Genomic DNA, 24,893 nt, shown 5'->3' with positions numbered 1-24,893 from the left:
GATTTCTGACACCCCGACCGGCCTCCGGCGGGCTCTCCTCCACCCTGGTGCTCGCCCTGGGGACCTTCGCGGTCGGGACGGACGCCTTCGTGGTGGCCGGCTTCCTGCCCTCGATGGCCGAGGACCTGCACGTCTCCTCGGCCACGGCGGGCCAGTCGATCACCGTCTTCGCCGCCGCCTACGCCGCCCTCTCCCCCGTCCTGGCCACCCTGCTCGCCCGGCTCCCCCGTCGGACCCTGCTGATCACCGCGCTCACCACCCTCGGCCTCGCCAACCTGGGCTCGGCGCTCGCCCCCTCCATGGCCGTCCTGCTCCTCAGCCGGGTGCTCGCCGCCGCTGGCGCGGCGGCGTACACGCCCAACGCGGGCGCCGTCAGCGCCTCCCTGGTCCGGCCCGAACTGCGGGCCCGTGCCCTGGCGGTGGTGATCGGCGGGCTCACCGCCGCGACGGCCCTCGGCGTGCCGCTCGGCAACGCCGCCGGCCACTGGTTCGGCTGGCGCACCGCGCTGGTGGTGGTGGCCGGGCTCTGCCTGGCGGTGGCGCTGGTGCTGCGGCTGGTCATGCCGTGGGTCCCGGGGAACCTCCGGGTGCCGCTGCGCACCCGGCTCGCCGTCCTGCGCCGGCCCGCGGTGCTGACCGTGCTGCCGCTCACCGTCCTCGGCATGGGCGCGAGTTACACCGCGTACGCGTACAGCGTGCCGGTGCCGGAGGCGGTCGGGGTGCCGGAACGCTCGGCGCTGTGGATGCTCTTCCTCTACGGGCTCGGGGCGGTCGTCCGCAACCTGGCGGCGCTGGCGTTCCTGCGGTGGAGCGCGCGGACCGCTCCTCCGTCGTCCAGCGAACCGGCAGGTTCTTGAGGCCGTTCTGGAAGTCGGGGACCAGGCGCTGCGGGGCCCGCTCCGGGTCCGGTTCGAGGCCGGGGAGCCGGTCGGCCAGACGGCGCCCGGGCACCGGCCACCACCGCGGTCCACGTGTCGGGGTGCCCGCGCCATGCGGTCGCGTGCTCGACTCCGTCGGCGGGCGGCAGTGGCCGGTTTGCCGTGATGATTGATGTATGTGTGTACAGGCGGATCGCGAACCGGATGACGCCCGCCACCGGGAGTTCGGGGTCACACCGCTGCACGTCGCGGCGCCCCCCGCGGCTGTCGGACTCCCGCCGCCGTCCGGACGGATGCTCTCCGGCATACTGATGGATCCGCCGCTCGTGGGGCCGCGGCGGTCCGCTTCGCCCGCCCGTGCCCGGCCGGTTCGCCGCGGCGTCTCGTTCAGCCGGGCACACCGCCACCGGAGCGCGCGGTGAGGCTCCCGGGCCGCGGCGGGGCCGACCGGCACCGTGCGACGGAGCCGGGCGGGACGGAGCCGCGGGTGCCCGCCCCGCCGGCATGGATACGCTGGCTACCGGCCATCTATGTCGCGGCCATCCTGGCGCTGGAACCGATCACTCCCGTGCAGTGGCCGGTGAGCTTCCTGCTCATCGCCCTGCCCGTCGTCGCCGCCTACGCCCATGGTCCCGCCTTCGTCGCCGCCATCACGGTCTTCGCCGTGATCTTCGAAGGCATCCTGGCGGGCACTCCGTGCTGTGCGGGCCGCGACGTCGGTTATCTGTGGGAACGCCACTACGTGGCCACCTACTTCTCCACGGCATTGGTCGGGATGCTGGGCGCCCTTCTGGCCGCCCACCGAACGCGCCGGGAACGCACCCTGGCCACCGTGCGCTCGGTGGCCGAGACGGCGCAGCGCGTACTGCTGCGTCCGGTGCCCCGCCTCCTGGGCCGCATCGGCATCGAAACCCTGTACCTGTCGGCGGCTGCGGAGGCCCGGATCGGCGGCGACCTCTTCGAGGCGATGAGCACCGCGCACGGCGTGCGCCTGCTGATCGGCGATGTCCGGGGCAAGGGCCTGCTCGCGGTGGAGACGGCCGCGGCGATGCTGGCCGCCTTCCGCGAGGCCGCCTACGACGAGCCCGATCTGCCCGCGATAGCGCGTAGATTGGAGCGGAGCATGAGCCGCCGAGCCGCCCAGCTCCCCGGTAGTGAGGAACGCTTCATCACCGCTGTGCTCGCCGAGATTCCCGGTGACGAGCCCGTGGTCCGCATCGTCAACTGCGGTCACCCCCCGCCGCTGCTCATCGACCAGGGCCGGGTCAGCGAACTGGCCCCGGGTGATCCGTCACCGCCTCTCAACCTCGGTGTGCTACTCGGCGGTGACTACCACGTCGACGTGGAGCCCTTCCGCCCAGGCGACCAACTGCTGCTGTACACCGACGGCGTGACCGAGACCCGCGACCACACCGGAGCCTTCTACCCGCTCACCCAGCGTGTCCGCCACTGGACCGCCCTGCCGCCACGCGAGCTTTTGGACCGCCTGCACCGGGACCTGCTCGCCTACAGCGATGCCGGCCTCGACGACGACATCGCCGTGCTCGTCGCGCACCGGCTCCCCGACGGGGAGTAGCCGGGCCCACACCTACGGCGCCCAGGATGGAGTCGAGGGGCAGGCTCGGCGGCAGCGACCGCGGCGGCGACAGCGCGGGACGGCGGCGCTGGGCCGTCACCCCGCGGCAGCCCGTCACCGACGACCGCGCTGACGCGAACCGCTCACACGGCTCCGTCAGCACCGCCCTCGCTACCTGCCCCAGATCGTCCGGTACGCCTGGCGGTAGCCCGCCGGGTCCCAGGAGGTTGCTCCGCCGCTGTTGGCGGCCGTGGCGATGTGGACCGGGGCGACGTAGCCGCTGGCGGGCTGGTGGGAGAACGCGCGGTTGAACTCGTCGACGATCTGCCAGCCCTGTTCGGTGAGGGGTTCGGGGACGGTGGCGGCCTGGAACTGCCTGCTGTCGATGCGCTGGAAGGCCGAGGGGTCGCCGTCGCCCGCGCCGATGTTGTACGGGGCTGCGTTGCCGGGCCTGCCGGCCGCGCGCAGGGCGGGCGCGGCGTCGGCGAAGTACAGGTCGTTGATGGCGATGGAGTGCGTCCACTGGCCCTGGAAACGGGCGAGGAGGGCGGAGACCTCCTGGGGGGTGCGGCTGGTCGCGTCCGGGATGGGGATGTCCTCGGAGGCCAGCAGTCTCACGCCGGGGCAGGTGGCGAGTTCGTCCTTGATCAGCTGGGCCTTGGTCTTGGCGAACGGGACGGAGTCATCGGTGAAGAGGACGACTCCGGCGTTGCCGTTGGACTCCGCGATGACCCAGTCCGCGCTGAGCCGTGCGACGTCCCCGACGTTGGTGGTGATGTTGCTGAAGAGCGGGGGGTTCGTGCTCGGCCCGGGGGCCGCGACCGCGTGCCAGCCGATGAGCGGGATGTGTGCCGTGTCGGCCTGCGCGACTTGTTGCGAGGTCAGGCCCGGGTCGAAGCCACCGATGACGATGCCCGAGGGCTCGAGGTTCACCGCCTGGCCGAGCGCCGCCTGGATGCCGGCGGGCGTGCCCTGTCCGTCGATCACCCGCACGCTCCAGCCGATGACCGTCGCGGCTTCTGTGACGCCCCTGGCGACGCCCGCCACGCCGGGGTTGGTCATGGTCTGGGCGACGTAGACGATGGCCTTGCCGGGAACCGCTCTGGGGCCGCTGGTGGGGCCGTTCCAGGGGGTGGCGGCCTGCTCGGCCTGCTGGACGTCCGCCTTCGCCCGGGTGAGGGTGGCCGGGCAGCCGGCCCTCGACGACCCCGCGGCGGGGGCCCCGGTCCCGGTCGACAGGCCGCGCTGGCAGCCGGCCAGGGTGGTGCCGGCCGTTGCCAGCACGACTGCTGCCAGCACAGTCGCGGCACCACGGTTCATGGCGCCTCCCGGGAGGCGGCCGCGTCCGGCGGCGGAGTGCGCGGACGGCGGGTCTCGGCAGCGCCGGCGCGCAGCCGGCGGCGTGCGGAGTAACCGGCCAGGCCGACGGCGAGGAGCAGCGTGGCACCGTTGAACAGCGGCACGGCCCAGAAGTCTGCGCCGAGCTGCCCGATACCGGCCAGACCGATGGCGAGGACGGCGACGGCGGCCACGGTGCCCAGGGCGTTCGCGCGTCCGGGTTTGATGGCGGTGGAGCCGAGCAGCGCGCCGACGAACGCGGGCAACAGGTACTCCAGGCCGACGCTCGGGTTGCCGATCTGCTGCTGCGCGGCGAGCAGGACCCCCGCGAAACCGACGACCAGGCCCGATCCGGCGAAGGCGTAGACGCTGTAGCGGCGGGTGGGGATTCCGACGAGTTCGGCGGCGCGCGGGTTGGAGCCGATGACGTACAGGTACCGGCCGAGCGGCAGCCGCTCCTGTAGCAGCCACAGGACGGCCGCGAGCGCGAGCACGTAGGAGGCGGACACCGGCAGTCCGAGGAATGTGGAGTCGTAGAGGTCGGTGAAGGCGACCGGCAGACCGCCTGTACCGGGGAGGACCCGGGCGCCACCGGTGATCCAGCCGGTGAAGGCGTACAGGATGCTGCCGGTGCCGAGCGTGGCGATGAAGGAGTCGATCCGCCCGAATTCGACGATGACACCGTTGAGGGCCCCGAAGGCCGCTCCGCCCAGGATCACCGCCAGGCAGGCGAGCGGCCAGGGCCAGTTGCCGTCGACGATGAGCCGCAGCACCGCGACGTGCGCGAGGCCGAGGCCGTAGCCGATGGACAGGTCGAATTTGCCGGTGGCGATGGGGATCGTCGCACCGAGCGCGAGGATGGCGGGGATCGACTGGTTGGACAGGATCGAGGAGACGTTGTCGAGGGTGGGGAAGGTGTTCGGCAGCGCGACGGAGAAGATCAGGAACAGCAGGGCGGCGAGGGCCGGCAGGCCGTAGCTGCCGATCAGGTGCCCGCGCCGGCGGCCCTGCGGGGATCGGCGGAAGGGGTGCGCGGTCATCGGCCTGTCGCGCGCCCGTTGCCGTCACCGTCGGTGACGGGAGGCAGGGCCGAGGCGGCGGAGGTGAGTCCGGTGACGTTGAGGGCCGCACCGGCCAGCTCGGCGGTCACGGTCCCGCGGACGAACACCAGGGCACGGTGGCACACGGTGGCGACCTCCTCGAAGTCGGTGGACATGAGCAGGACCGCGAGGCCGTCGGCCAGCGCCTGGTCGAGCAGGCGGTAGAACTCGGCCTTCGCGCCGACGTCGACGCTGGCGGTCGGCTCTTCGAGGATCAACAGCCGCCGGTGCACCCGGAGCCACCGGCCGACCATGATCTTCTGCTGGTTCCCTCCGGACAGCGTGGCGATCGGCGCCTCGCTGTCGCGGGGATGCACCGAGAACCGCTCGATCAGGGCGGCGGCCTCGGCCCGCTCGCGCCGGGGGCTGATCCAGTGCAGCGCCGACCGACCGCCCGCCCGGGGGTTCGCCAGAAAGTTCTCACGGACCGTCAGCTGGGCGGCGCAGCCCTCCTCCTGACGGTTACCGGTGACCAGGCCGACGCCGGAGTCGACGGCAGCGGCCACCGTGTGCGGGGTGTACGGTCGGCCGTCGAGCAGGGCCCGCCCGCCGAGGATCGGACGGGATCCGGCGAGGGCGCGGCCCAGGTCGAGGTGGCCGGCGCCGGTGAGGCCCACCATGCCGAGGATCTCGCCGGCACGCAGCTTCAGGCTGACCGGCCCGGCGTTCGTGGTCCGCACCGCGTCGAGGCTCAGCACCACCGGACCCTCTGCGGGGAAGACCGGGCCGGAGCGGTGGCTGACCGGTTCGCGGCCCACGATGTCGTGGACCAGGCGCCGGCGGCTGTGGCCGGCGAGCGGGCCGGAGCTGATCAAACGGCCGTCGCGCAGGACGGCGAAGGTGTCGGCGACCTGGTGGACCTCGTCGAGCCGGTGGGTGACGTAGACGATGCCGTGCCCTCGGTCGCGCAGGGTGCGCAGTACGGCGAAGAGCCGGGCGCAGTCCGCGGCGGGGAGGCTGGCGGTCGGCTCGTCCAGGACGATGAGCTCCGCCCGCGTCGCCAGCGCGCGGGCGATGGCGACCAGCGAGCGCTCGGCGGGGGCGAGGTCGGCGATTCGCGCGTCGGCGTCGAGGTGCCCGGCGATCAGGGCGAGGGCGTCGGCGCAGCGCTCCCGGGTCCGCCGCCAGGAGACCAGCCCGTGACGGCGCGGGTAGCCGGCGACCAGGGCGATGTTCTCGGCGACCGTCATCCACTCGACGAGACCGAGATCCTGGTGGATGAAGGCCATACGACGAGCGGCGGCCTCGGTGCCGAGCGGGTACCCGGCCACCGTCACCTCGCCCTGGTCCGCGTGGTGGATCCCGGCGAGAGTCCGGATGAGGGTGGACTTGCCGGCGCCGAGCAGGGCCAGGACGCTGCCGTGATGGATGTCGAGGTCGATCCCGGCCAGCGCGGCGGTGCCGCCGAACCGCTTGCCGAGACCGCGGATGCGGACGAGTGGGCCGCGGCGCGCGGGTGGGCCCGCCAGGGGGTCGGGGGTGTCGTGCATGGACCACCGTTCCTACCAGCTCAGCCCGGCCGCCGTGGTGTTGACACGCCACGGTGGTCGCTGATGTCCGGAGGGCGGGTCATCCGATGTCGGGAATGTCGGCGAACTGGTTCTCGAGGAAGGGGCTCTCGAAGAGGTCGGGGACGCCGTCGGACGCCTCCAGGGCGCATTCGGCCCAGATGACCTTGCCCCTGGCCGTGTAGCGGGTGCCCCAGGCCTGGGTGAGCTGGGCGACGAGGAACAGGCCGCGGCCTCCCTCGTCGGTGGTGGCCGCGTGGCGCAGGTGGGGGGCGGTGCTGCTGCCGTCGGAGACCTCGCAGATCAGGGCGCGGTCGTGGATCAGACGGACCTGGATGGGCTCGGTGCCGTAGCGGATGGCGTTGGTGACCAGCTCGCTGAGCAGCAGTTCGGCGACGAAGGCGACCTCGTCCAGTCCCCAGTCGCTCAGGCGGCGGGCGGCGGCGGCGCGGATGTCGCAGACGCGGGCCGGGTCGGCGGGCAGGTCCCAGGTGGCGATCCGGCCGGGGTCGAGGGCGTGGGTGCGGGCGACGAGCAGCGTGACGTCGTCGGCCGGGTGCTCGGGTACCACGGCCCCCACGACCGTGCGACAGGTGTCCTCGGGTGAGCGGTTCGGGTGGGCCAGGGCGGTGCGCAGGCGGTCGAGGGCCGCGTCGGGGTCGCGGCTGTGGTCTTCGAGGAGCCCGTCGGAGTAGAGGACCAGCTGGCTGCCTTCGGGGAGGTGCAGCTCGGCGGTTTCGAACGGCAGGCCGCCCAGGCCGAGCGGGGGCCCGGCGGGAAGGTCGGGGAAGGTGACCGTGCCGTCCGGGTGGACCACCGCGGGTGGCGGGTGACCGGCGCGGGCCAGTGTGCAGCGCTGTGAGGTCGGGTCGTAGACGGCGTACAGGCAGGACGCGCCGATGATGCCGTCATTGCCGGTGGCCGGCTCCGCGCCGTCCTCGTCCCGGTCCAGGCGCCCCACGAGGTTGTCCAGGTGGGTGAGGAGCTCGTCGGGGGCGAGGTCCAGTTCGGCGAAGTTGTGCACGGCGGTGCGCAGGCGGCCCATGGTGGCGGCGGCGTGCAGTCCGTGGCCGACCACATCGCCGACGACCATGGCGACCCGGGCACCGGAGAGGGGGATGACGTCGAACCAGTCCCCGCGCACCCCGGACTCGGCGGGCAGATAGCGGTGGGCGACCTCGATGGCGCTCTGCTCGGGCAGGCTGCGCGGGAGCAGGCTGTGCTGCAGGGCCAGGACCATGGCGTGTTCGCGGGTGTAGCGGCGGGCGTTGTCGATGCAGATGGCGGCGCGGGTGGCCAGCTCCTGGGCCAGCGAGCGGTCGTCGTCCCCGTAGGGGACGGGGTTCTGGGCGCGGTAGAAGCCGGCGATGCCCAGCACGACGCCGCGGGCCAGCAGCGGGACGGTGATGAGGGAGTGGACGTGGTGCGCGAAGAGGCGCTCGGCCGCCTCCGGGTCCTGCGAGATCCAGCCGGCGGCCCTGCGCAGATCGGGTTCCAGCACCGCCTGCCCGCTGGCCAGGCAGCGGCGATGGGGCGTGGTGGGGCTGAGGTCGATCCGTTCGCCGACCGGGTAGAAGGGGCAGTCGGCGCGGATGCCGTGGACCACCGTGCGGTGCAGCTCGCTGCTGGGGTCGGTGGGCTCCTCGCCGCGCAGGACGGTCTCGGGCAGGTCGATGGTGACGTAGTCGGCCAGCCGCGGTACGGCCATCTCGGCGAGTTCCCAGGCGGTGCGGGTCACGTTCAGGGTGGTGCCGATGCGGGTGCTGGCCTCGGACAGCAGCTCCAGGCGGCGGCGGGCCGCGACGGCGTACTGTCCCACGCCCGGCTCGCCCAGCAGCAGCAGCCCGGTGGCTGCGCCGCGCGCGGGGGCGGACGGCACCGTGGCCCCGCGATCCGATGCGGTGCCCACGGGGTGCCGGAGCGGTGGGACGGCGGTGGTCGTGCCGGGCGCCGGGAGGTCGACCGGCCGACCGGCCTGGTCGGGGGCGGCGAGCCGGGGCAGCGAGTCGCCGTGCAGGATCGCCTCGATGACGAAGCCTTCCACCCCGGACGGGCTGGCCACCGGACGGCTCAGCAGGGTGACGCGCCGGCCCTGGGCGAGGGTCACCTCGACCGCGGTGCGGCGGGCCGAGGAGATCAGATCGGTGGCCATCTGTTCGAGCAGTACCTGGTCGCGCCGGTCCAGCCCGCTCCGGGGCAGCTCGTCCATCCCGACCAGACACCCGTCCCCGGCCGCCTGGTCGGTCTGGGCGCGGCGCCTGGAGTCGAGGTACGCGCGCAGCAGGGTGCGCTCTCGCGCCGAGCTCTGCGCCAGCAGGCGCCGCTCGATGGCGGTGGCGGCCTTGCGGATCAGGTCCTCCATCTGCGGGTCCGCGTAGGCGGGCGGATAGCCGAAGCAGAGGACGCCCTCGATCCGTCCGTTGAGGGGGTCACGGACGGGAATCGCCGTGCAGGCGTTCGACTGGCCGCGCTCGGCGAAGTGCTCGGCTCCGGAGACCTGGATGAACCGCCGCTCCGTGAGCGCCAGCCCGATGCCGTTGGTCCCGCCGTACTGCTCGGCGAACACGAAGCCCGGGACGCTCTGGATCGCGGGCAACTGCCTGACCATGGACGCTTCGCCGAAACGGCGCTGCAGCACCACCCCGTCCCCGTCGGTCAGGGCCACGTTCATCCGACTGCCGGCGAACCTGGATGCCAGTCGGTCCAGCACGGGCCTGGCCGCGCGGACCAGCCGGCCGTCCAGATCGATGTCCGGCCGGTACGGGAGCTCGGACCCGTCCGGGGAGATCCCCATCGACTGGCAGCGTTGCCAGGAGTTCAGGATCAGACTCCGCACGCCACCCTCGACCGGTTCACCGAGCATGAACCGCTCACGGGCCCGTACGGGACCGATCCCCGCCTCGTCCGAAGCTGTCATGACCGCCACAGCGCTCACATTTCCACAGAGCTACACCCTTCCGATGCAATATTAGGACTTTGCCCGTTCTGCGGTGCTTGTCACCGGATCGCGCGCACTCCCCGAGCACGGTGGCGGTATTGCGACCATCACCGCATCATCGGCAGAGCGGGGGACGGGTTGAGGAGTGCCATGACCAGTGTCAACGGGCCGGCGATGACCCGCGAGGAGTTCGACGCGCTTTTCCGGCAGATGCGCCGCGACCGTCTCCCCGGGCCGGTCGAAGGAAGGCGGCGGGTGGCAGCCGCCGGACTCGTACGCACGGGCGAGGTCGTCGCCATGGGGCGGCCGTGGGACAGCGTGCCGGGGCCCGACAACCGCAGGCCGGCGCTGCACCAGATGACCGAACTGGCCGACGTCACGGCCCCCGAGCCGACCGTGCACCGGGACTTCATCGCCTCCGACTACCACGGCAAGGCGCAGACGCACCTGGACGCGCTCTGCCACATCGCGTACGGCGGACTGCTCTTCGCGGGAGTGCGGGCGCGGGAGGTGTTCTCCTCGCAAGGTGCCGCCTACGGCGCGGTGACCGACCTGCTGCCCGGGCTGGTGGGGCGGGGAGTCCTGCTGGACGTGCCACGCCTGCGTGGCCGTGCCTGGCTGGAGCCGGGAGAGGCGATCGGCGGCCCGGAGCTGCTGGTCTGCGCCGAGGAACAGGGCAGTCCGCTCCGCCCCCAGGACATCCTCCTGGTCCGCACGGGCCACCTCGCCCGACGGCGGCGGCTGGGCGCCTGGGACCCGGACGACCTCAGCGCGGGACTGCATCCCGGCGCGATGTGCGTGCTGAGCGAGTCACAGGCCTCGGCACTGGGCAGCGACGGCGACAGCGACATGCGCCCGTCCCCCGTCGACGGCGTCCACTCGCCGGTCCACGTGCTGGCCATCACCGCCCTGGGCCTGCCGCTGATCGACAACCTGGACCTGGAACCGCTGGCCGAGGCGTGCGCACGCACCTCACGATGGGAGTTCCTCTTCGTCGCCGCACCCCTGAACATCCCCCGCGGCACCGGCTCCCCGGTCAATCCGCTCGCGGTCTTCTGAGCACTCGCGGTCTTCTCCGCGGGGCCGGGAACCGGCCGCGTCCCGGGCGGCACTGTCACCACTCGTCACGGTCGCCGATCACCCGGAAGCTGCCCACGGCGCCGTTGTCACCGAACATGCGCCCGTGGCCGGTGCGGGTCGCGACGCCATTGGTGGCGCCGTAGGGACCCACGGTGGCGACCGGACCGCCGTTGTCACAGGAAAAGCCGCGGAAGACCTCGACGACCTTCGGGCTGTCGTTGAAAATGCTGAAGCTGCTGGAGCCCAGTCCGCTGGCAGCGGTGATGCATCCCTCGTCGGAGGCGGAGTACGAACGTTCGTTGAAGTAGATCCTCCCCGCGCCCTCATGGCCGTGGCCGTGTCCGCCACCCCGACGGTCGTGGTCCTCGTGCTTCTCCGCGTTTTCGCTGCCGCCGCCCGAGGCAGCCGCGGCCGGGGCGGCTTGTTGGACCGACTGAGGCGCCGACTGAACAGACGGGTGCGCCGGGGCGGCTTGCCGCACGGGCTGGGCCGGCTGCCGCACAGACGGGGACGCCGAGGTGGATCCGGCGGTCAGGGTGTAGGTGATACCGGTGGCCGCAAGGGCCGCCGCGCTTACTCCGGCAGCGGCCAAAGCCAATGTGCGCGTGCGCATGTCACTGTCTCTCTGTCTCACGGACGTCGGCCGGGTGACCGACCTGCGACGAACGTAACGACAGCCCTTATGACTGTCATTTCGGACTTGTCCAAGGTGTGACACCATGAGTCCAGCCAGGTGAAGATGCGGCGCGTACCGCATACCGGTGAGATGTCTGCACCTCGCAAGGCCTCTTCCACCGGTGAGCAAGTTGCCACGCATTGTGCGACACGCCTGCGCTCGCCGACGCCCAGGAGCACAGTGGGGACATGGAAGTCCGAGCACGCGCGGCCCGCCTCCAGCAGCGCGGGCAACGGAGCTGGGCGCTGCTGCTGATCCCGCTCGCCCTCATCGTGGCGATCACCGTGGTCGATCTCCGGTCCCCCACCACCATCCACCTCGGCCCGCTCCTGGTGATCGCCCCCGCCCTCACTCCCTCGTTCGCCGGCCTCCGCCCGACCGCCCTCGTCGGAGCCCTGGCCATCGCCGCCCAGGTCCTCATCGCCTTCCTCCACGGCGGCCTCACCACCAGCAACCACATCGCGCAGATCGCCGCGCTGACCGTCCTGTGCGTCCTGATCGTCATGCTCACCGCCATCCGCGAACACCGGGCCGGACAGCTCGCCCGCGCCCAGTCAGTCGCCGAAGCCGCCCAGCGCGCCCTGCTTCGCCCGCTGCCCGAACAGATCGGGCCGCTTCAGATCGCCACGATGTACCTCGCCGCCGAGAAAGAGACACAGATCGGCGGCGACCTCTACACCGCCACCCGCACTGCGGGCGGAACCCGCATGGTCATCGGAGACGTCCGGGGAAAGGGCCTGGCCGCCGTCGGCGAGTCGGCCCTGCTGGTCAGCGCCTTCCGCCTCATCGCCGCGCAGCACGACACCCTGGCGGACCTGGCGTCCACGCTTGACCACAACGTGGGGCGCTACCTCACCGACTTCGCCCAGGAGAGCGGCGACGTCGTCGAGCACTTCATCACCGCGATTCTCCTCGACCTGCCCGACGACGAGCCGGTCGCCCGCATGACCAACTGCGGACACCCGCCGCCCCTCCTGCTGCGCGACGGCCGCGCACTGCCCGTCGACTCCGTACCGGCCGCCCCACCCCTCGGCGTGAATGACCTCGGCGACGGCACGTACCCGAGCGACGACTTCCCGTTCGAAAGAGGCGACACCCTGCTGCTGTACACCGACGGGGTCACCGAGGCACGCGACGACACCGGCGAGTTCTACCCGCTCGCCGATCGCGCCGCCCACTGGACCAAATGCTCCCCCGAGGCACTCGTCAACCACATCCGCCGCGACCTCCTCGCTCACGTCGGCCACCGCCTCAACGACGACGCCGCCGTCATCGCCATCCGGCGCGCCGAACCCACCGCCGCCCACCCCGACGAGCCCGGTCAAAACCCGCCCCTCTGCGAGAGTGGTCCAACGCCGCGTTAGACGGCGCGACTCCCCGATGCGACCGGCTCTCGCTACGCTCGCCGAGACCGGCTCGAACCGTCGGCACCAACCACCGCGGACGCAGCGCCCTGCGGCCGCTCGCGAAGTGGGATGTCGCGGCTGCGCCCATCCGTCGCCGGGATCCCGTAGGGTCGGCCAATGGCGAAGTACTTCGACGTGCACCCAGAGTCTCCCCAGCCGCGCACCATCAGCACCGTGGTCGCCAGTCTCCGGTCCGGGGCCCTTATCGCGTACCCGACCGACTCCTGTTTCGCCCTGGGCTGTCAGCTGGACAACCGCGACAGCCTTGAGCGGATCCGGTCGATCCGGCGTCTCGACGAGCGCCACCACTTCACCCTGATGTGCGTGGACTTCGCGCAGCTGGGCCAGTTCGTCCAACTCGACAACAACGTCTTCCGCGCCGTCAAGGCCGCGACGCCGGGCAGCTACACCTTCATCCTCCCTGCCACCAAGGAGGTGCCACGCCGCCTGATGCACCCGAAGAAGAAGACGGTGGGAGTCAGGATCCCCGACCACACCGTCACCAGGGCTCTGCTCGCCGAACTCGGTGAACCCCTGGTCTCCAGCACCCTGCTTCTCCCCGGTGAGGACGAACCGATGACACAGGGGTGGGAGATCAAGGAGCGCCTCGACCACGTGCTGGACGCCGTGGTGGACTCGGGCGACTGCGGCACGGAACCGACGACGGTCATCGACTTCTCCGGCGGCGGGCCGGAAGTCGTCCGGCGCGGGGCCGGCGACCCCACGCGCTTCGAGTGACGGGCCGGGCACACCCGCGGAGCGCGGACAGCACGACGGACCGGTGAAAACCAGAGGTCCTGACACGACGGGCCGCCAGGATGCCGTGGCCGGTGCCCTGGAGCGGCGTCAACGGCGCGAGCGGTAACGGAGATCCACGACGGCGCCCGCGAGTCCGCCGAGCGCCACGGCGGGCACGATCGACGCCACCCAGGGCTGGCCGGCCAGTACGCCTGAGACCACCACCAGCGCGACGACCGCCACGGCGACCGCCCGGGCCGGGGTGGACCGGGGCAGCAGCGGTACCGGATTTCCGTTCCGTCGGCGCCGGATCAGGTTGCGGGCAAGCAGAACCGCCGCGACCGCGAGCAGTGGCGGCGCCGAGTCGTGGGTCATACGAACGAACGCTACGCGATCCAGGATGTCATGGACAGTGGAGAGTTGGTCGAGCTGGGTGGAGTCGTCGGTTCGCAGGACGGCTGCTTCGACGGCGAGTTGGAGGTCCGGGCCGCGCAGCCAGTCGACGAACGTCCGGTAGGGGGTGGTCTGCTTGTCCCAGAAGGCGTTCCGGGGCTTGGCGCCGCTGGTGATCGTCGCGCAGACCACCGCCCCGGGCCGGTCTTCGTACTCCCGTCGTCTTCCCGCAGGCGGGAGTTACGAAGGCCGGCCCTGCCCCGAACTCCCCCGCACCACCAGCTCGGCCGCCAGCTCGACCCCCGACGTCGGTGCCGCCTCCCCACGCCCCTGGTCGAGCAGCCGCCCGACCAGCGCGCCGGCGATCGCCCGCAGCGGCAGCCGCACGGAGGTCAGCGGCGGGTGCAGGTGGCGGCAGAGCGGCGTGTTGTGGAATCCGGTGACGGCGACCCCGCGCGGCCCGACCGCCAGCCCCTCCGCCCGGACGGCCTCGTACACGTCCAAGGCCAGCAGGTCGCTGCCCGCCGCGAAGGCGGTGGGCCGGTCGGGCCCGCGCAGCAGCGCCCGTACGGCCGCCCCCTGCGGGTGGGTCGCGGTGACGGCGGACAGTCCCAGTCGGCGTGCCTCGGCGAGGAAGCCCGCCCGCCGCGCCGCCATCCACGGCAGGTCCTCGGAGGCCCCGAGGTACCCGATCCGCCGGTGACCGCGCGCCGCGAGGTGCCGCACCACGGCGGCCATCGCCGCGTCGTTGGCGATGTCCACCCAGTGCTGCGGCTGCGCGGGCCCGGTCCGGCCGAAGGCGACGAACGGGACGCCCAGCCGGGCGACGTGGTCGATCCGGGCGTCCTGGTGGAGCACGTCCGCGAGCACCAGCCCGTCGACCTGGCGGGCCGCCACCAGCTCGTCGATGGCAGCCAGCGAATCGGGCGCACCGCGGCCCGGGCGGAACAGCAGCACCCGCCGGCCCTGTTCCCCGGCCGCGTCGACCAGGGCCTCGAGGAAGCCGGCCATCAGCGGGTTGGGGTCATTGGGGTCGTCCACCGGGGCGAGGTAGCCGATGGTGCGCCGGGCGCCGCTGCGCAGCGAGCGGGCCGACTGGTCGGGCTGGTAGCCGAGTTCGCGGATCGTCGCGGTCACCCGCTCCAGCGTTTCCGGACGGACCCGGTGCGGGGCGTTGAGTGCGTTGGAGACGGTCTGCCGGGACACCCCGGCCGCGCGGGCGACCTCCTCGATGGTGGTGGCGCCACGGCGCGGCCGGTGTGGTCCCTCGGGCATGCGGTCCTCCTGGAGTCGTCAGTCGCGGCGCAGGGTCAGCAGCCCGCCGCGTGGCACCGGGATCGGCTCCGCCCGGTCGAGCTCGACCTCGCCCTGCCGGACGATACGCCCCTGGGCGTCCTGCACGGTGGCGGCGGCGGTCCCGCTGCCGCCGGTCAGCCGGACGTCCGGGTCGGTGTCGGCGTTGGCCACCAGCAGGGTGCGCCAGCCGTCCCCGGAGGCGTCCACCGGCAGCGCGGCATACCGGGCCACCGCGACCGTCCCGTCGCCGAGGGCGGCGACCTGCGGGTAGCCGAGGTCCGGGCGGGCCGGCAGCAGTTCGCCGAGTTGCAGGGTCGCGGTGTGCTCGCGGAAGACGCCGAGCCAGAAGGCGATCGCCTCCCGCTGCGCGGTGCTCTGCGCGGCGAGGTCGACGGAGATCTGCGGCACCGAGAACAGCACGTTGATCAGGTGGCAGGCGACCTGCTCCGGTGGCTCGGCCGGGTGCCACATCAGCATGTCGGAGTGGACCGGGACGGGCCCGGCGGCGAGCCGCAGATCGATGGTGCGCTGCCGGTTCTCCTGCGGGCTGAGCGGACAGTCGGTGGCGCGGATCATGGTGACGTACGGCCACAGCCCCGGGCTGACGTACGGCTGGCGGTGCTCGACCATCGCCTCCGGGTTCGCGGCGGTGATCCGGCGCCGGACGGCCGCGAGCAGGAGCTCCACGCCCTCGTCCACGCCTGCGCAGTCCGCCCCGGGGCCGGGCTCGGCGACCTCCGCCCGCGCGAACCGGTCGACGAAGTCGACCTTCAGACCGTCCATGCCCCACTCCTCGACGGCACGGGCGAGCCGGTCGGTGAGGAAGTCGCGGACCTCGGGGTAGCGCGGGTCGGCGACGATCGCGCCCAGGTGTGCCGCGTCGGCGAGGGCGTAGCGGCCGAGCTTCTGGTACGCGGCGCTGTCCTTGCCGATGAACGGCAGCGCGTACCAGATCAGGTAGCGCACGCCGAGCTCGTGCACCCGGCGGACGTGGGCGGCGGTGTCGGGCAGCGACACCGGCTCCCAGTCGCCGCAGTGGGCGTAGCCCCGGGTGCGGTCGGCGGTCATCCAGCCGTCGTCCACGATGATCACGTCCAGGCCGAGCTCCTTGCCCAGCGCGGCCTGGGTCTCGACGCGCTCGGGCGTGATGTCCTGGTGCATCGAGTACCAGGTGGAGTAGGCGGGGCGACGGGCTGCCTCGGGGATGTCCGCGGCGCGGCCGCTGCCCCACCAGGCGGCGAGGTCGGCCAGGCAGCGGGCGAAGTGCCGCCCCGAGGTGTCGATCCGTACGGTGAGCCGGCCCGCGGCCTGGGCCCAGAACCGGAACTCGCCGGTCTCCTCGACCACTCCGGCCCCGGCCAGCACGTCGGCGCGCTCGGCGGCGAAGGCGCAGAGCGCGACGTCCCCGGTGCCGACCAGCGCGGCGATCGGGGCGCCGTCGGCCAGGCTCGTACGGCGCGGGGCGCTCCAGGCGGCGGGCAGCCAGCCGGTGCCGCGCGGCTCGGGTGTCCACAAGGCGGTGGCGTCCACGCAGGGCACCCGCCACTCGATCCGCAGTTCGCCCTTCCCTTCGGCGTTCACCTCGACCACTCCGTCGGCGACCGCCCGGGCGGTGGCCGCGCCACTCACCCTCAGGTCCAACCCCTCGGCGTACAGCGGACGCAGGCCGCTGGCGGCGGTGGGGGCGTGCGGTTCCCAGATGTCGTTCACGGTCTCGGACATGCTCAGCCTTTCGTGGCGCCGGCCAGCAGGCCGGAGATGAACTGCCGCTGGAGGACCAGGAAGAGGACCATCATCGGCAACGTGGACAGCGCGGTGCCGGTGAGGATCGCGCCGTAGTCGGTGGTGCTCTTGTTGCCGTACAGGGTCGCGAGGGCCACCGGCAGGGTGTGCATGTCCGGACTGCGCAGGGCGATCAGCGGCCAGACGAACTGGTTCCAGGAGCCCAGGAACAGGAAGATCGAGAGGGCTGCCAGGACCGGCCGCATGACCGGGACGACGACGCTCCACAGCACCCGGAACTCGCCCGCGCCGTCGACCCGGGCGGCGTCGAGCAGTTCGTCCGGCAGGCCGCTCAGCGACTGGCGCATCAGGAAGATCGCGAAGGGCACGCACAGGCCGGGCAGGATGATCGCCTGGTAGGAGTCGAGCAGCCCGAAGCTCATCATCATCTTGAACAGCGGCACCAGCATGACCTGTTCGGGCACCACGAGGGTGGAGAGCAGCAGTGCGAAGAGCAGCGTGCGGCCGCGGAAGCGGAACTTGGCGAAGGCGTAGCCGGCCAGCAGCGCGACGATCAGCGCGCCGGCCGTCTGGACTCCGGCCACCAGCAACGAGTTCCCGATCACCCGGAGCAGCCCGATCCGGCGCTGGAGCCGGTCCAGGTTGTCACCGAGGTGGCTTCCGGGGAGCAGTGCGGGCGGCCAGTCGAAGATCTCGGTGTCCTTCCGGGTGGTGGCGATCACCAGCCAGTAGAACGGACCGACGGACAGGCCGGTGACGGCGGCGAGGAGGAAGGTCAGCGGCCAGCCCCGCAGTTTCTTGAGGTTCACGTGTCCTTGTCCCCCATCAGGCGCATCTGGACCGCGCCGAGCACCGACACCAGCAGGGTGAGCGCGTAGGCGATGGCGGAGGCGTAGCCGAAGTCGAAGTAGCGGAAGCCGTTCTGGTACAGGTACATGGAGACGGTGAGGCTCGCGTTGTCCGGGCCGCCACCGGTCAGCACGTACGGCTCGTCGAACAGTTGGAGCGTGCCGATGGTGGACAGCACGACGGTGAACAGCAGGACCGGGCGCAGCGCCGGGACGGTGATGGCCGTGAAGCGGCGGACCGGCCCGGCGCCGTCGACCATCGCGGCCTCGTACAGCTCCCGGGGGATGGACTGCAGGCCGGCCAGGTAGATGACGGCGTTGTAGCCGGTGTAGTGCCAGGTGAGCACCAGGACGACCGACATCCGGGCCCAGAACGGCTGGCCGAGCCAGTCGACGGTGGGCAGGCCGCCCGCGTCGAGCAGCCAGTTGACCGCGCCGTCGTCGGTCCTGAGCAGGAAGGCGAACATCACGCCGGTGGCGACCAGGCCGGTGACGGCGGGCATGAAGACGCCGAGTCGCCACACCGCGCGCCAGCGCACCAGGGCGGAGTTGATGCCGACGGCCATCAGCAGGGCCAGGCCGAGCATCAGCGGGACCTGCACGACGAGGATCTCGCCGGTGTTGCGCAGGGCCGTCCAGAACAGCGGGTCGTCCAGCAGGCGGCGGTAGTTGGCGAGTCCGGCGGCGCGGGTGGCGGTGCCGGATCCGGTGGTGAAGGAGAGCAGCAGCGAGTCGACGACCGGGTAGGCCTTGAACACGCCGAAGGTGAGCAGGGCGGGGGCGAGCAGCAGGTACGGCAGGGCGGCGCGGCGCCACCGGGGGCTACGGCGGGACCGTACGACGTCCTTGGTGAGCTGCTTGGCGAGCTCCTTGGCAGGGGCGGCGGACGGGGTGGCGGCGGTCATGCGATGCCGCGTCCGGTCTGCTGGGCGAGCTGTTTGGCGGCGTCCTGGAGGACGGCGGCGGGGTCGCCGCCCTTGAGGAAGACCTTGGTCTGGGCGTCGCTGGCGAGCTTGAGGGCGCGGGCGTAGTCCCCGGAGTAGTTGGTCGGGTCGCCGCCGTCGACGGCCAGGTCGGCGAAGGTCTTCAGGACGGGCTGGCCGCCGAAGTACGGGTGGGGCGCTGCGTACATCGGGCCGGTGTAGGCCGCGGTGAGTGCGGGGAAGACGCCGCCGGCGTCGAACATGCTGTTGACGGAGTCGGGGCGGGTGAGCGCGTACTCGACGAACTTCCAGGCGGCGCGACGGCGCGGGCTGGAGGCGGCGACGGCGAGGTGGGTGGAGTTGACCAGGGCGGTGCGCTTGCCGCCCGGGGTGACGGCCGGGGGCTTGGCGAGGCGCCAGTTGCCGCTCTGGTCGGCGAACTTGGACTCCAGGTAGTGCGCGGCCCAGGCGGGCATCGGGGCGACGGCGAGCTTGCCCGCCTTCATCGCGGTGGCCCAGCCCTGGTCGCCGGGGGCGTCGGCGACCAGGCCGGCGTCCTCCAGGCGCTTGACGGTGGCGAGGGCGCGCACGCCCGGCTCGGAACCGAGGGTGATCCGGCCCTGGAGGTCGAAGTAGAACGCGCCCTGGAGCTGCATGAGGGACTGCAGGAAGTCCAGGTCGGGGCCCGGGTTGGCGGCCTTGTTGATGCCGATGAGGGAGATGCCCGGGTTGGCGGCCTTGAAGCGGTCGGCGACGGCTATCAGGTCGTCCCAGGTGGCGAGGGTGGTGGGGTCGATGCCCGCCTTGTCGAAGTAGTCCTTGCGGTAGAAGAAGCCGAGCGGGTTGACCTCCCAGGGCAGTGCGTAGACGTGGCCGTCCTTGCCGGTGACGACGGGCCACAGGCCCTTGGCGAACTTGTCCTTGTGCGCGTCGGCACCGTACCCGGAGAGGTTGGCCAGGCCGCCGGGGAACTTCTCCAGGTAGCCGGGCAGGTAGTCGCAGCCGATGTGCAGCACGTCGCCGAGGCCCTGGCCGCCCGCCGCGAGACCGACGGTGATCTTGTCCCAGATCGCCGGGTTGCCGATGTCCTGCACGTCGACCTTGATGCCGGGGTTGTCCTTCTCGAAGGCCGGGACGACTCCACGCAGGGCGGCGGCGGCCGTGGCCCAGGACCAGACGGTGACGGTGCCGGTGTCGGCGTCCCCGCCCGAGCCGCCGCCCGAGCCGGAGCCGCCACAGGCCGCCAGGGTGCCGCCGGCAGCCAGGGCGAACAGGCCTGCTCCGGAGGCGCGGAGCAGGTCGCGACGGGAAAGGTGTGACATTGCATTCCTCCCGATGGGGTGGCGCTGAGCGGAGACGGAGGCAAGGTAACGCTCGGGGTGTGGGTTTGAACGTTCAAACACACAAAACAGATCAGAACTCAACAGGTTCGCACGAGCGAAGACAGCAAACGCCCGCCCTCCCCGCGCCGTCAACCCCGGGCGCGCGGAGAACGAGCTCCGCAACCGTTCCGTTATGACCGATCGCCGGAACGGGCCGAGCACGGTGACCGGCGTGGTCCTGCTGGCCCTGGGCGCGGCGGTGGCCGCAGGCCTGTGACGGCCGCCGCCGGTGCCCTGAGGCCGCCGCCTGGGTGCCGCCGGCTCAGCCGAGCACGACCGGCGCGCCCGTCAATTCCACGCCAGCGCGCCGCAGTTCGACGACTGCCGCGTCCGTGGTGTCGGTCGCCACGCCCGCCGTGTAGTCCAGCAGCACGCGGGTGTCGAAGCCGGCCTTGACCGCGTCCAGGGCGGTGGCCTTGACGCAGTGCTCGGTGGCGATGCCGACCACGTCGACCGCGTCCACACCCCCGGTCGTGCAGCCAGTCGGCGAGCGGGGTGCCGTCGGCCGTGAAGCCCTCGAAGCCGCTCTTGGAGGCGGAGCGCGCGCCCTTGAAGAACACCTCGTCCACCGCGCCGGCCTCGACGGCGGGCGTGAAGGCGGGGTGGAACTCGCCGCCCCCGGTGCCGACCACGCAGTGCACCGGGAAGGAGTCGCGGAAGTCCGGGTGCTCGGAGAAGTGGCCGCCCGGGTCGATGTGGTGGTCCCGGGTGGCGACCACGCGGGACCAGCCCCCGCGCGCCGGGCCCTGGACCAACTCGGCGATCGCCCGCGCCCGGTCGGCACCACCGCCGACCGGGACGCTTCCGCCCTCGCAGAAGTCCTTCTGCACATCGACCACGATCAGCGCGCGAGCCATCGGCCGTCCTTTCCTCAGGGGTTGGGTTCCCACGGATTCGCCGCCCAGCTCGGCGGGTTGATGGGCCGTGGACGAAGGGGCCGCGCAGGCGTTCACCCGAACGGGTTTCGGGCACTCGGGCGGCCTTCGGGCGGGGCCGACCGTGCGGATCGGGCGGGAGAACTGATTTCCGACCAGCCATTGAGGCCGGACTGCTCACACGCCTACACTCACGCCCGTCCGTGACCTTGCGTCCCGGAGATCCCCCATCACCCACGTACCCGGTGTCGTTCGATCCGACCCGGGTCCCGGGCCGATGTCCCCCAATCAACCCTCATGGAGGACTACTTGAAGGCTCGAACCATACGCGGCATGCTCCTGGCGGGTGTGAGCAGCCTGGCCCTCGCGGCCTCCGGCGCGCTCGCCGTCCCGACGGTCGGCAGCGTCATGGCCACCGGCTACCCGGCGGTGCACCCCGCGGTGGCCGACTACAGCCAGGTGTCGACCGGCGCCACTCCCCCCACCCAGGCGCAGTGCGCGAGCGCGGGCCGCCGCTGCTTCAGCCCGCAGGCGATCAGGGCCGCCTACAACCTGGGCCCGCTGTACGCCAACGGCTATGACGGTCGAGGCCAGACGATCGCCATCTTCGACTCGTACGGCAGCGACACCATGGCGCACGACCTGCACGTCTTCGACCAGGCCTTCGGTGTCAACGCGATGTGCGGCGAGGAGGGCGTGACCTGCCGGCCGGGCATGCCGACCTTCAGCGAGCTGCACGTCCAGGGTTCGCCGGGCACCACCGCGCCGCCGTCCACCAGCCAGGGCACCGGCCAGGAGAGCAAGGCCGCCTGGGCGCTGGAGGTCGCGCTCGACGTCGAGACCGCGCACGCCATGGCCCCCGGTGCCAACATCCTGCTGGTCTCCACGCCCACTGCGGAGACGCTCGGCGTCCAGGGCTTCCCCGCCCTGATGGACGCCGAGCAGTACGTGGTCGACCACCACCTGGCGAACGTCATCTCGCAGTCCTTCGCCTCCTCCGAAGGAGCGTTCGGCAGCGCCCAGTCGATCGAGCCCCTGCGGCACGCCTTCAAGTCGGCGGCCCTCAACGGCATCACGGTGCTCGGCTCCTCCGGCGACAACGGCACGGCTGGCTCGACGAAGACCCCGGTGAAGTCGGGCGGCACCACCCTCCCGGACCCGGCGGTCGAGTGGCCGGCCTCCGACCCGCTGGTGACCGGCGTCGGCGGCACGTACCTGTGCACCGACCCCAACGCGACCGGGAACCGGGCCGTGGACAGCACCGACAACCCGGGCAAGTGCCAGGCCAACCCCGGTGCGGCCGAGGTCGGTTGGACATTCGCGGGCGGCGGGTTCAGCCAGGTCTTCGACAAGCCCGCCTACCAGTCGGCGCTGCCCGCCGGCTCCACCCCGATCGCCGCCAAGCGCGGCGTGCCGGACGTGTCCCTGCAGGCCGCCCCCGGCACCGGCGCGCTGGTCTACCTGTCGCTGCCGCCGGACGGCTCCTCCGGCCTCAACTGCGGTGGCACGCCGTGCAGCACGGGCTGGTACGACATCGGCGGCACCTCGCTCTCCTGCCCGCAGTGGGCCGGCCTGGTCTCCATCGCGGACCAGATCAACGGCGGCGGCCTCGGCCAGATCAACCCGGCCCTGTACAAGCTGAGCACCGACCCTGCCAAGTACGCGGCCGACTTCAACGACGTGACCCTCGGCAACAACACCGCCGACCCGACCGTCCCGGGCTACCCCGCCACCACCGGCTGGGACCCGATCACCGGCCTCGGCACCCCCAACGCGGCGAACCTGCTGCCCGACATGGTCAGCGCCGCCCACACCGGGTGATTCCGACTGACTGCGCTGCGCCCCGTCGAGCCCTGGCTCGGCGGGGCGAAGCCGTGCGGGCGGCACACGCTGCCAAACCGAATGACGGGACACAGGAGGGATCGCCGGTGCTCACCGGTACCACGACGAGACCTGTCGCCGTACTGGTCAACGGGCTTCCCGGCGCGGGGAAGTCGACCCTGGCGCGCGCCCTGTCCCGCTGCCTCGCGCTGCCGCTGTTCAGCAAGGACGTCATCAAGGAGGCCCACGCCGATGTGCTGGGCGCCGAACGCTCCGACGCGCCGCAAGGACGCTGGAACGCTTCGCTCGGCGCCGCGGCGAGCGAGACGATGTGGGCGCTCCTGGCGGACGCGCCCGCCGGCGCCGTCCTCGAATCCTGCTGGCCGAGCAGTGTTCGCGACTTCGTGCTGCGGGGCCTGAACCGCGCCGGCAATCCCGCCACGGTGGAACTCTGGTGCGACGTCCCGCTGGAGACCGCCCGGCGCCGCTTCGAGGCGCGCCATCCACGGCACCCGATCCACGGTGCCCTGCTGACGGCCGACGACTGGGAGCACTGGCGCCGCACGGCCCTCCCGCTCCGGGTCGGCCCGACCCTCCGCGTCGACACCACCGGGCCGGTCGGCATCCAGGCGGTCATCGACTGGATCGAAACAGCGAAGCGCACCGGGCCCGACGACGTCCTCCACGAATAAGACTGGAGGCTGATCCGGCGCTGGTGCGGCGCCCGCCCGTCCGCTCGCCGTCCTGGCAGGATGGCCGCATGGAACGTGTGCTTGGAATCGGTGGGTACTTCCTACGGGCCGCCGATCCGACCGCCCTGAGCGCGTGGTACCGCGACCGCCTGGGGCTGGACGCCGACGAGTACGGCCTGTGGCGGCAGGCGCCCGGGGCGACGGTATTCGCGACCTTCGACGCCGAGACCGACCACTTCGGGTCCCGCGCCCAGCAGACCATGCTCAACTTCCGGGTCCGCGACCTGGATGCGATGCTCGCGCAACTGCGGGCCAGGGGAGCGGACGTCGCCGAGGAGACCCAGGACATGGAGGGCGTCGGCCGCTTCGGCTGGGTCACCGACCCCGAGGGCAACCGCATCGAGCTCTGGCAGCCCGTCTGACCGCGAATCCGCCCGCAGCAGCACCGCGCGGGAAGTCGGCTGGGCCGACTTCCCGCGCGGTGCTCCGCCCCCAGCGTGCACAGTCCCTCACTTGTCATGCGCGGCAGCGTCGAACGGCCTGTGCCTCGGCTCGTTCGACCGTCGCTCGCCCGTGGACGTGGACCAGGGCCAGGTGGAACAGTGCCGGGGCTGTCGGGGCCCAGCGGTGGATGCGGTCGGGGTGCAGCAGGTATCCGGCCACCGTGGTCGCGCGGAAGGGAACGTAGTCGATGGTCTCGTGTTCCCACCGGTCCGCGACCCCTCGGCTCAGCCGGGCCTGGAGGCCCTGGCCGGTCAGCTCGTTCAGGCGCGCGTAGAAGTGGGCGCTCCACTGACGCTTCTCCACGTCCAGCACGAAGGCCAGGAGTTCGAGCGAGTACTCGTGCGGCTCCAGGGACAGTTCCTCCCGCATGCCGCGCCGGGCGACGGCGTGGAGGACCGGTGCGCTCCTGCCGGACGAATCGATCTGCCGTGACACGCCCTCGTTGACGGAGGAGTTCCAGGTGCCCGGCGCCACCCGGACCCGGTCGCTGCGCCGGCTCACGACCAGCATGTCGTCGGCGGTCACCACGGCGACGTTGACGCCCAGGCTGCACTGCAGGAACGCCGGTGCCTCCAGCGGGCGGTCGGGGTCGAGGTACCGGGAGCGCAGTGTGGTCCCGTCGGGCAGCCGACGGTCGAGCTGCTGGGCAGCGAGGAAGGTGTAGTAGTCCGTGGGCCGCAGTCGCAGGCGGACCTCCGGCTGCTCCTCGACGGGCGTCCGGGAGATGTCGAACGACTCGACCGCGTACCGGAGGCCGTTCCAGATCGGCGTTCGTCCCTCCTCCTGGAGGCGGCTGCTCTCGGCCTCTATCTCGGCCCACCAGTGCGCTATCTCACCCGGGAGCCTGGTCTCGCCGTCCAGGACCTGGATGTGAACGCCCTCGGCGGGGATGGGGTGTTCGCCGTCGCCCTCGACGATCAGCGCCGGTGTGTGGAGTGGGCCCAGCGAGAAGGTCGTCCACACGGGACTGTGCTCCGTCTTGGACCGAAGGCTTCGAACCGCGACGGACGAACGCCTGCGCACCTTGAACCATGCGTCCTGCAAGGGCTGTTGGAACAGCACCGCGAACAGCATCCCGATCACGGCGCCGGCAACGCCGTTGACCACGTCCAATCCACCCATGCGGCCGAGCGTAGCGGGGGTGGCCAGGCCCCGCGGGATCTTCGCGCTTCCGTTAT

General features: G+C 72.2%; 20 protein-coding genes and 1 pseudogene. 8 read left to right on the top strand and 13 right to left on the bottom strand.

Annotated features, from left to right (window positions below; genetic code table 11):
* The first annotated feature begins 47 nt into the window (after window positions 1-47).
* Window positions 48-857: an MFS transporter gene (locus tag ACWC9T_RS20475; protein ID WP_449822456.1), complete on the top strand. Its 810-nt coding sequence runs from the start codon at window positions 48-50 to the stop codon at window positions 855-857.
* Window positions 858-1,365: 508 nt separating this feature from the next.
* Window positions 1,366-2,454 (top strand): PP2C family protein-serine/threonine phosphatase, encoded by a 1,089-nt coding sequence (locus ACWC9T_RS20470; RefSeq protein WP_449822455.1) that lies wholly within the window; start codon window positions 1,366-1,368, stop codon window positions 2,452-2,454.
* A gap of 171 nt (window positions 2,455-2,625) precedes the next feature.
* On the opposite strand, the gene ACWC9T_RS20465 is transcribed toward ACWC9T_RS20470, so the two are convergent.
* From ACWC9T_RS20465 to ACWC9T_RS20450, 4 genes are all read right to left on the bottom strand, one after another.
* Complete coding sequence (locus tag ACWC9T_RS20465) at window positions 2,626-3,774, bottom strand: substrate-binding domain-containing protein (RefSeq protein WP_449822454.1); 1,149 nt, start codon at window positions 3,772-3,774, stop codon at window positions 2,626-2,628.
* Window positions 3,771-4,832, bottom strand: coding sequence for an ABC transporter permease (locus ACWC9T_RS20460; RefSeq protein ID WP_449822453.1), 1,062 nt, complete (start codon window positions 4,830-4,832; stop codon window positions 3,771-3,773). Before ACWC9T_RS20460 ends, ACWC9T_RS20465 begins: the two co-directional genes overlap by 4 nt.
* On the bottom strand, window positions 4,829-6,382 hold the full coding sequence (locus ACWC9T_RS20455; RefSeq protein WP_449822452.1) for a sugar ABC transporter ATP-binding protein: 1,554 nt from the start codon (window positions 6,380-6,382) through the stop codon (window positions 4,829-4,831). The genes ACWC9T_RS20460 and ACWC9T_RS20455 overlap by 4 nt, the downstream gene beginning before the upstream one ends.
* Window positions 6,383-6,461: 79 nt before the next feature.
* Window positions 6,462-9,317: a SpoIIE family protein phosphatase gene (locus ACWC9T_RS20450; protein WP_449822451.1), complete on the bottom strand. Its 2,856-nt coding sequence runs from the start codon at window positions 9,315-9,317 to the stop codon at window positions 6,462-6,464.
* Between the two features lie 171 nt (window positions 9,318-9,488).
* Between ACWC9T_RS20450 and ACWC9T_RS20445 the strand changes: the two genes are divergently transcribed.
* On the top strand, window positions 9,489-10,397 hold the full coding sequence (locus ACWC9T_RS20445; RefSeq protein WP_449822450.1) for a cyclase family protein: 909 nt from the start codon (window positions 9,489-9,491) through the stop codon (window positions 10,395-10,397).
* A 55-nt stretch (window positions 10,398-10,452) separates the two neighbouring features.
* Here ACWC9T_RS20445 and ACWC9T_RS20440 read toward each other — a convergent pair whose 3' ends face one another.
* Window positions 10,453-11,031: a hypothetical protein gene (locus ACWC9T_RS20440; protein ID WP_449822449.1), complete on the bottom strand. Its 579-nt coding sequence runs from the start codon at window positions 11,029-11,031 to the stop codon at window positions 10,453-10,455.
* A gap of 251 nt (window positions 11,032-11,282) precedes the next feature.
* Here ACWC9T_RS20440 and ACWC9T_RS20435 point away from each other — a divergent pair, with 251 nt between their 5' ends.
* Together ACWC9T_RS20435 and ACWC9T_RS20430 are read left to right on the top strand one after the other, a co-directional pair.
* Window positions 11,283-12,458 carry a PP2C family protein-serine/threonine phosphatase gene (locus tag ACWC9T_RS20435; RefSeq protein ID WP_449822448.1) on the top strand — a complete coding sequence of 392 codons (1,176 nt, stop codon included), beginning with the start codon at window positions 11,283-11,285 and terminating at the stop codon, window positions 12,456-12,458.
* A 159-nt stretch (window positions 12,459-12,617) separates the two neighbouring features.
* A complete protein-coding gene (locus ACWC9T_RS20430; RefSeq protein WP_449822447.1) occupies window positions 12,618-13,238 on the top strand; it encodes an L-threonylcarbamoyladenylate synthase in 621 nt (206 codons plus the stop codon).
* A gap of 108 nt (window positions 13,239-13,346) precedes the next feature.
* Here the strand turns inward: ACWC9T_RS20430 and ACWC9T_RS20425 are convergent, their stop codons facing one another.
* From ACWC9T_RS20425 to ACWC9T_RS20395, 7 genes and pseudogenes are all read right to left on the bottom strand, one after another.
* Window positions 13,347-13,823: a hypothetical protein gene (locus tag ACWC9T_RS20425; RefSeq protein WP_449822446.1), complete on the bottom strand. Its 477-nt coding sequence runs from the start codon at window positions 13,821-13,823 to the stop codon at window positions 13,347-13,349.
* Between the two features lie 48 nt (window positions 13,824-13,871).
* Window positions 13,872-14,906, bottom strand: a complete 1,035-nt coding sequence (locus ACWC9T_RS20420; protein ID WP_449822445.1) for a LacI family DNA-binding transcriptional regulator — start codon at window positions 14,904-14,906, stop codon at window positions 13,872-13,874.
* A gap of 18 nt (window positions 14,907-14,924) precedes the next feature.
* Window positions 14,925-16,649, bottom strand: coding sequence for a glycoside hydrolase family 36 protein (locus ACWC9T_RS20415; RefSeq protein ID WP_449822444.1), 1,725 nt, complete (start codon window positions 16,647-16,649; stop codon window positions 14,925-14,927).
* 2 nt (window positions 16,650-16,651) lie between these two features.
* Window positions 16,652-17,479 carry a carbohydrate ABC transporter permease gene (locus tag ACWC9T_RS20410; protein WP_449822443.1) on the bottom strand — a complete coding sequence of 276 codons (828 nt, stop codon included), beginning with the start codon at window positions 17,477-17,479 and terminating at the stop codon, window positions 16,652-16,654.
* Entirely contained in the window at window positions 17,476-18,423 is a 948-nt protein-coding gene (locus ACWC9T_RS20405) for a carbohydrate ABC transporter permease (protein ID WP_449822442.1), read from the bottom strand. Before ACWC9T_RS20405 ends, ACWC9T_RS20410 begins: the two co-directional genes overlap by 4 nt.
* Window positions 18,420-19,763 (bottom strand): ABC transporter substrate-binding protein, encoded by a 1,344-nt coding sequence (locus ACWC9T_RS20400; RefSeq protein WP_449822441.1) that lies wholly within the window; start codon window positions 19,761-19,763, stop codon window positions 18,420-18,422. Before ACWC9T_RS20400 ends, ACWC9T_RS20405 begins: the two co-directional genes overlap by 4 nt.
* 322 nt (window positions 19,764-20,085) lie before the next feature.
* Window positions 20,086-20,680 (bottom strand): annotated as a pseudogene (locus tag ACWC9T_RS20395) (isochorismatase family protein).
* 327 nt (window positions 20,681-21,007) lie between these two features.
* Between ACWC9T_RS20395 and ACWC9T_RS20390 the strand changes: the two are divergent.
* From ACWC9T_RS20390 to ACWC9T_RS20380, 3 genes are all read left to right on the top strand, one after another.
* Window positions 21,008-22,519, top strand: a complete 1,512-nt coding sequence (locus ACWC9T_RS20390; protein WP_449822440.1) for a S53 family peptidase — start codon at window positions 21,008-21,010, stop codon at window positions 22,517-22,519.
* A gap of 107 nt (window positions 22,520-22,626) precedes the next feature.
* Window positions 22,627-23,211: an AAA family ATPase gene (locus tag ACWC9T_RS20385; RefSeq protein WP_449822439.1), complete on the top strand. Its 585-nt coding sequence runs from the start codon at window positions 22,627-22,629 to the stop codon at window positions 23,209-23,211.
* A 68-nt stretch (window positions 23,212-23,279) separates the two neighbouring features.
* Window positions 23,280-23,633, top strand: coding sequence for a VOC family protein (locus tag ACWC9T_RS20380; RefSeq protein ID WP_449822438.1), 354 nt, complete (start codon window positions 23,280-23,282; stop codon window positions 23,631-23,633).
* Between the two features lie 94 nt (window positions 23,634-23,727).
* On the opposite strand, the gene ACWC9T_RS20375 is transcribed toward ACWC9T_RS20380, so the two are convergent.
* Window positions 23,728-24,837 (bottom strand): hypothetical protein, encoded by a 1,110-nt coding sequence (locus ACWC9T_RS20375; RefSeq protein ID WP_449822437.1) that lies wholly within the window; start codon window positions 24,835-24,837, stop codon window positions 23,728-23,730.
* Window positions 24,838-24,893: the final 56 nt, after the last annotated feature.

This window comes from Kitasatospora sp. NPDC001159 (assembly GCF_053598235.1).
The sequence above is the reverse complement of the archived record's forward strand: the minus strand, read 5'-3'. Positions and strand labels throughout refer to the sequence as shown.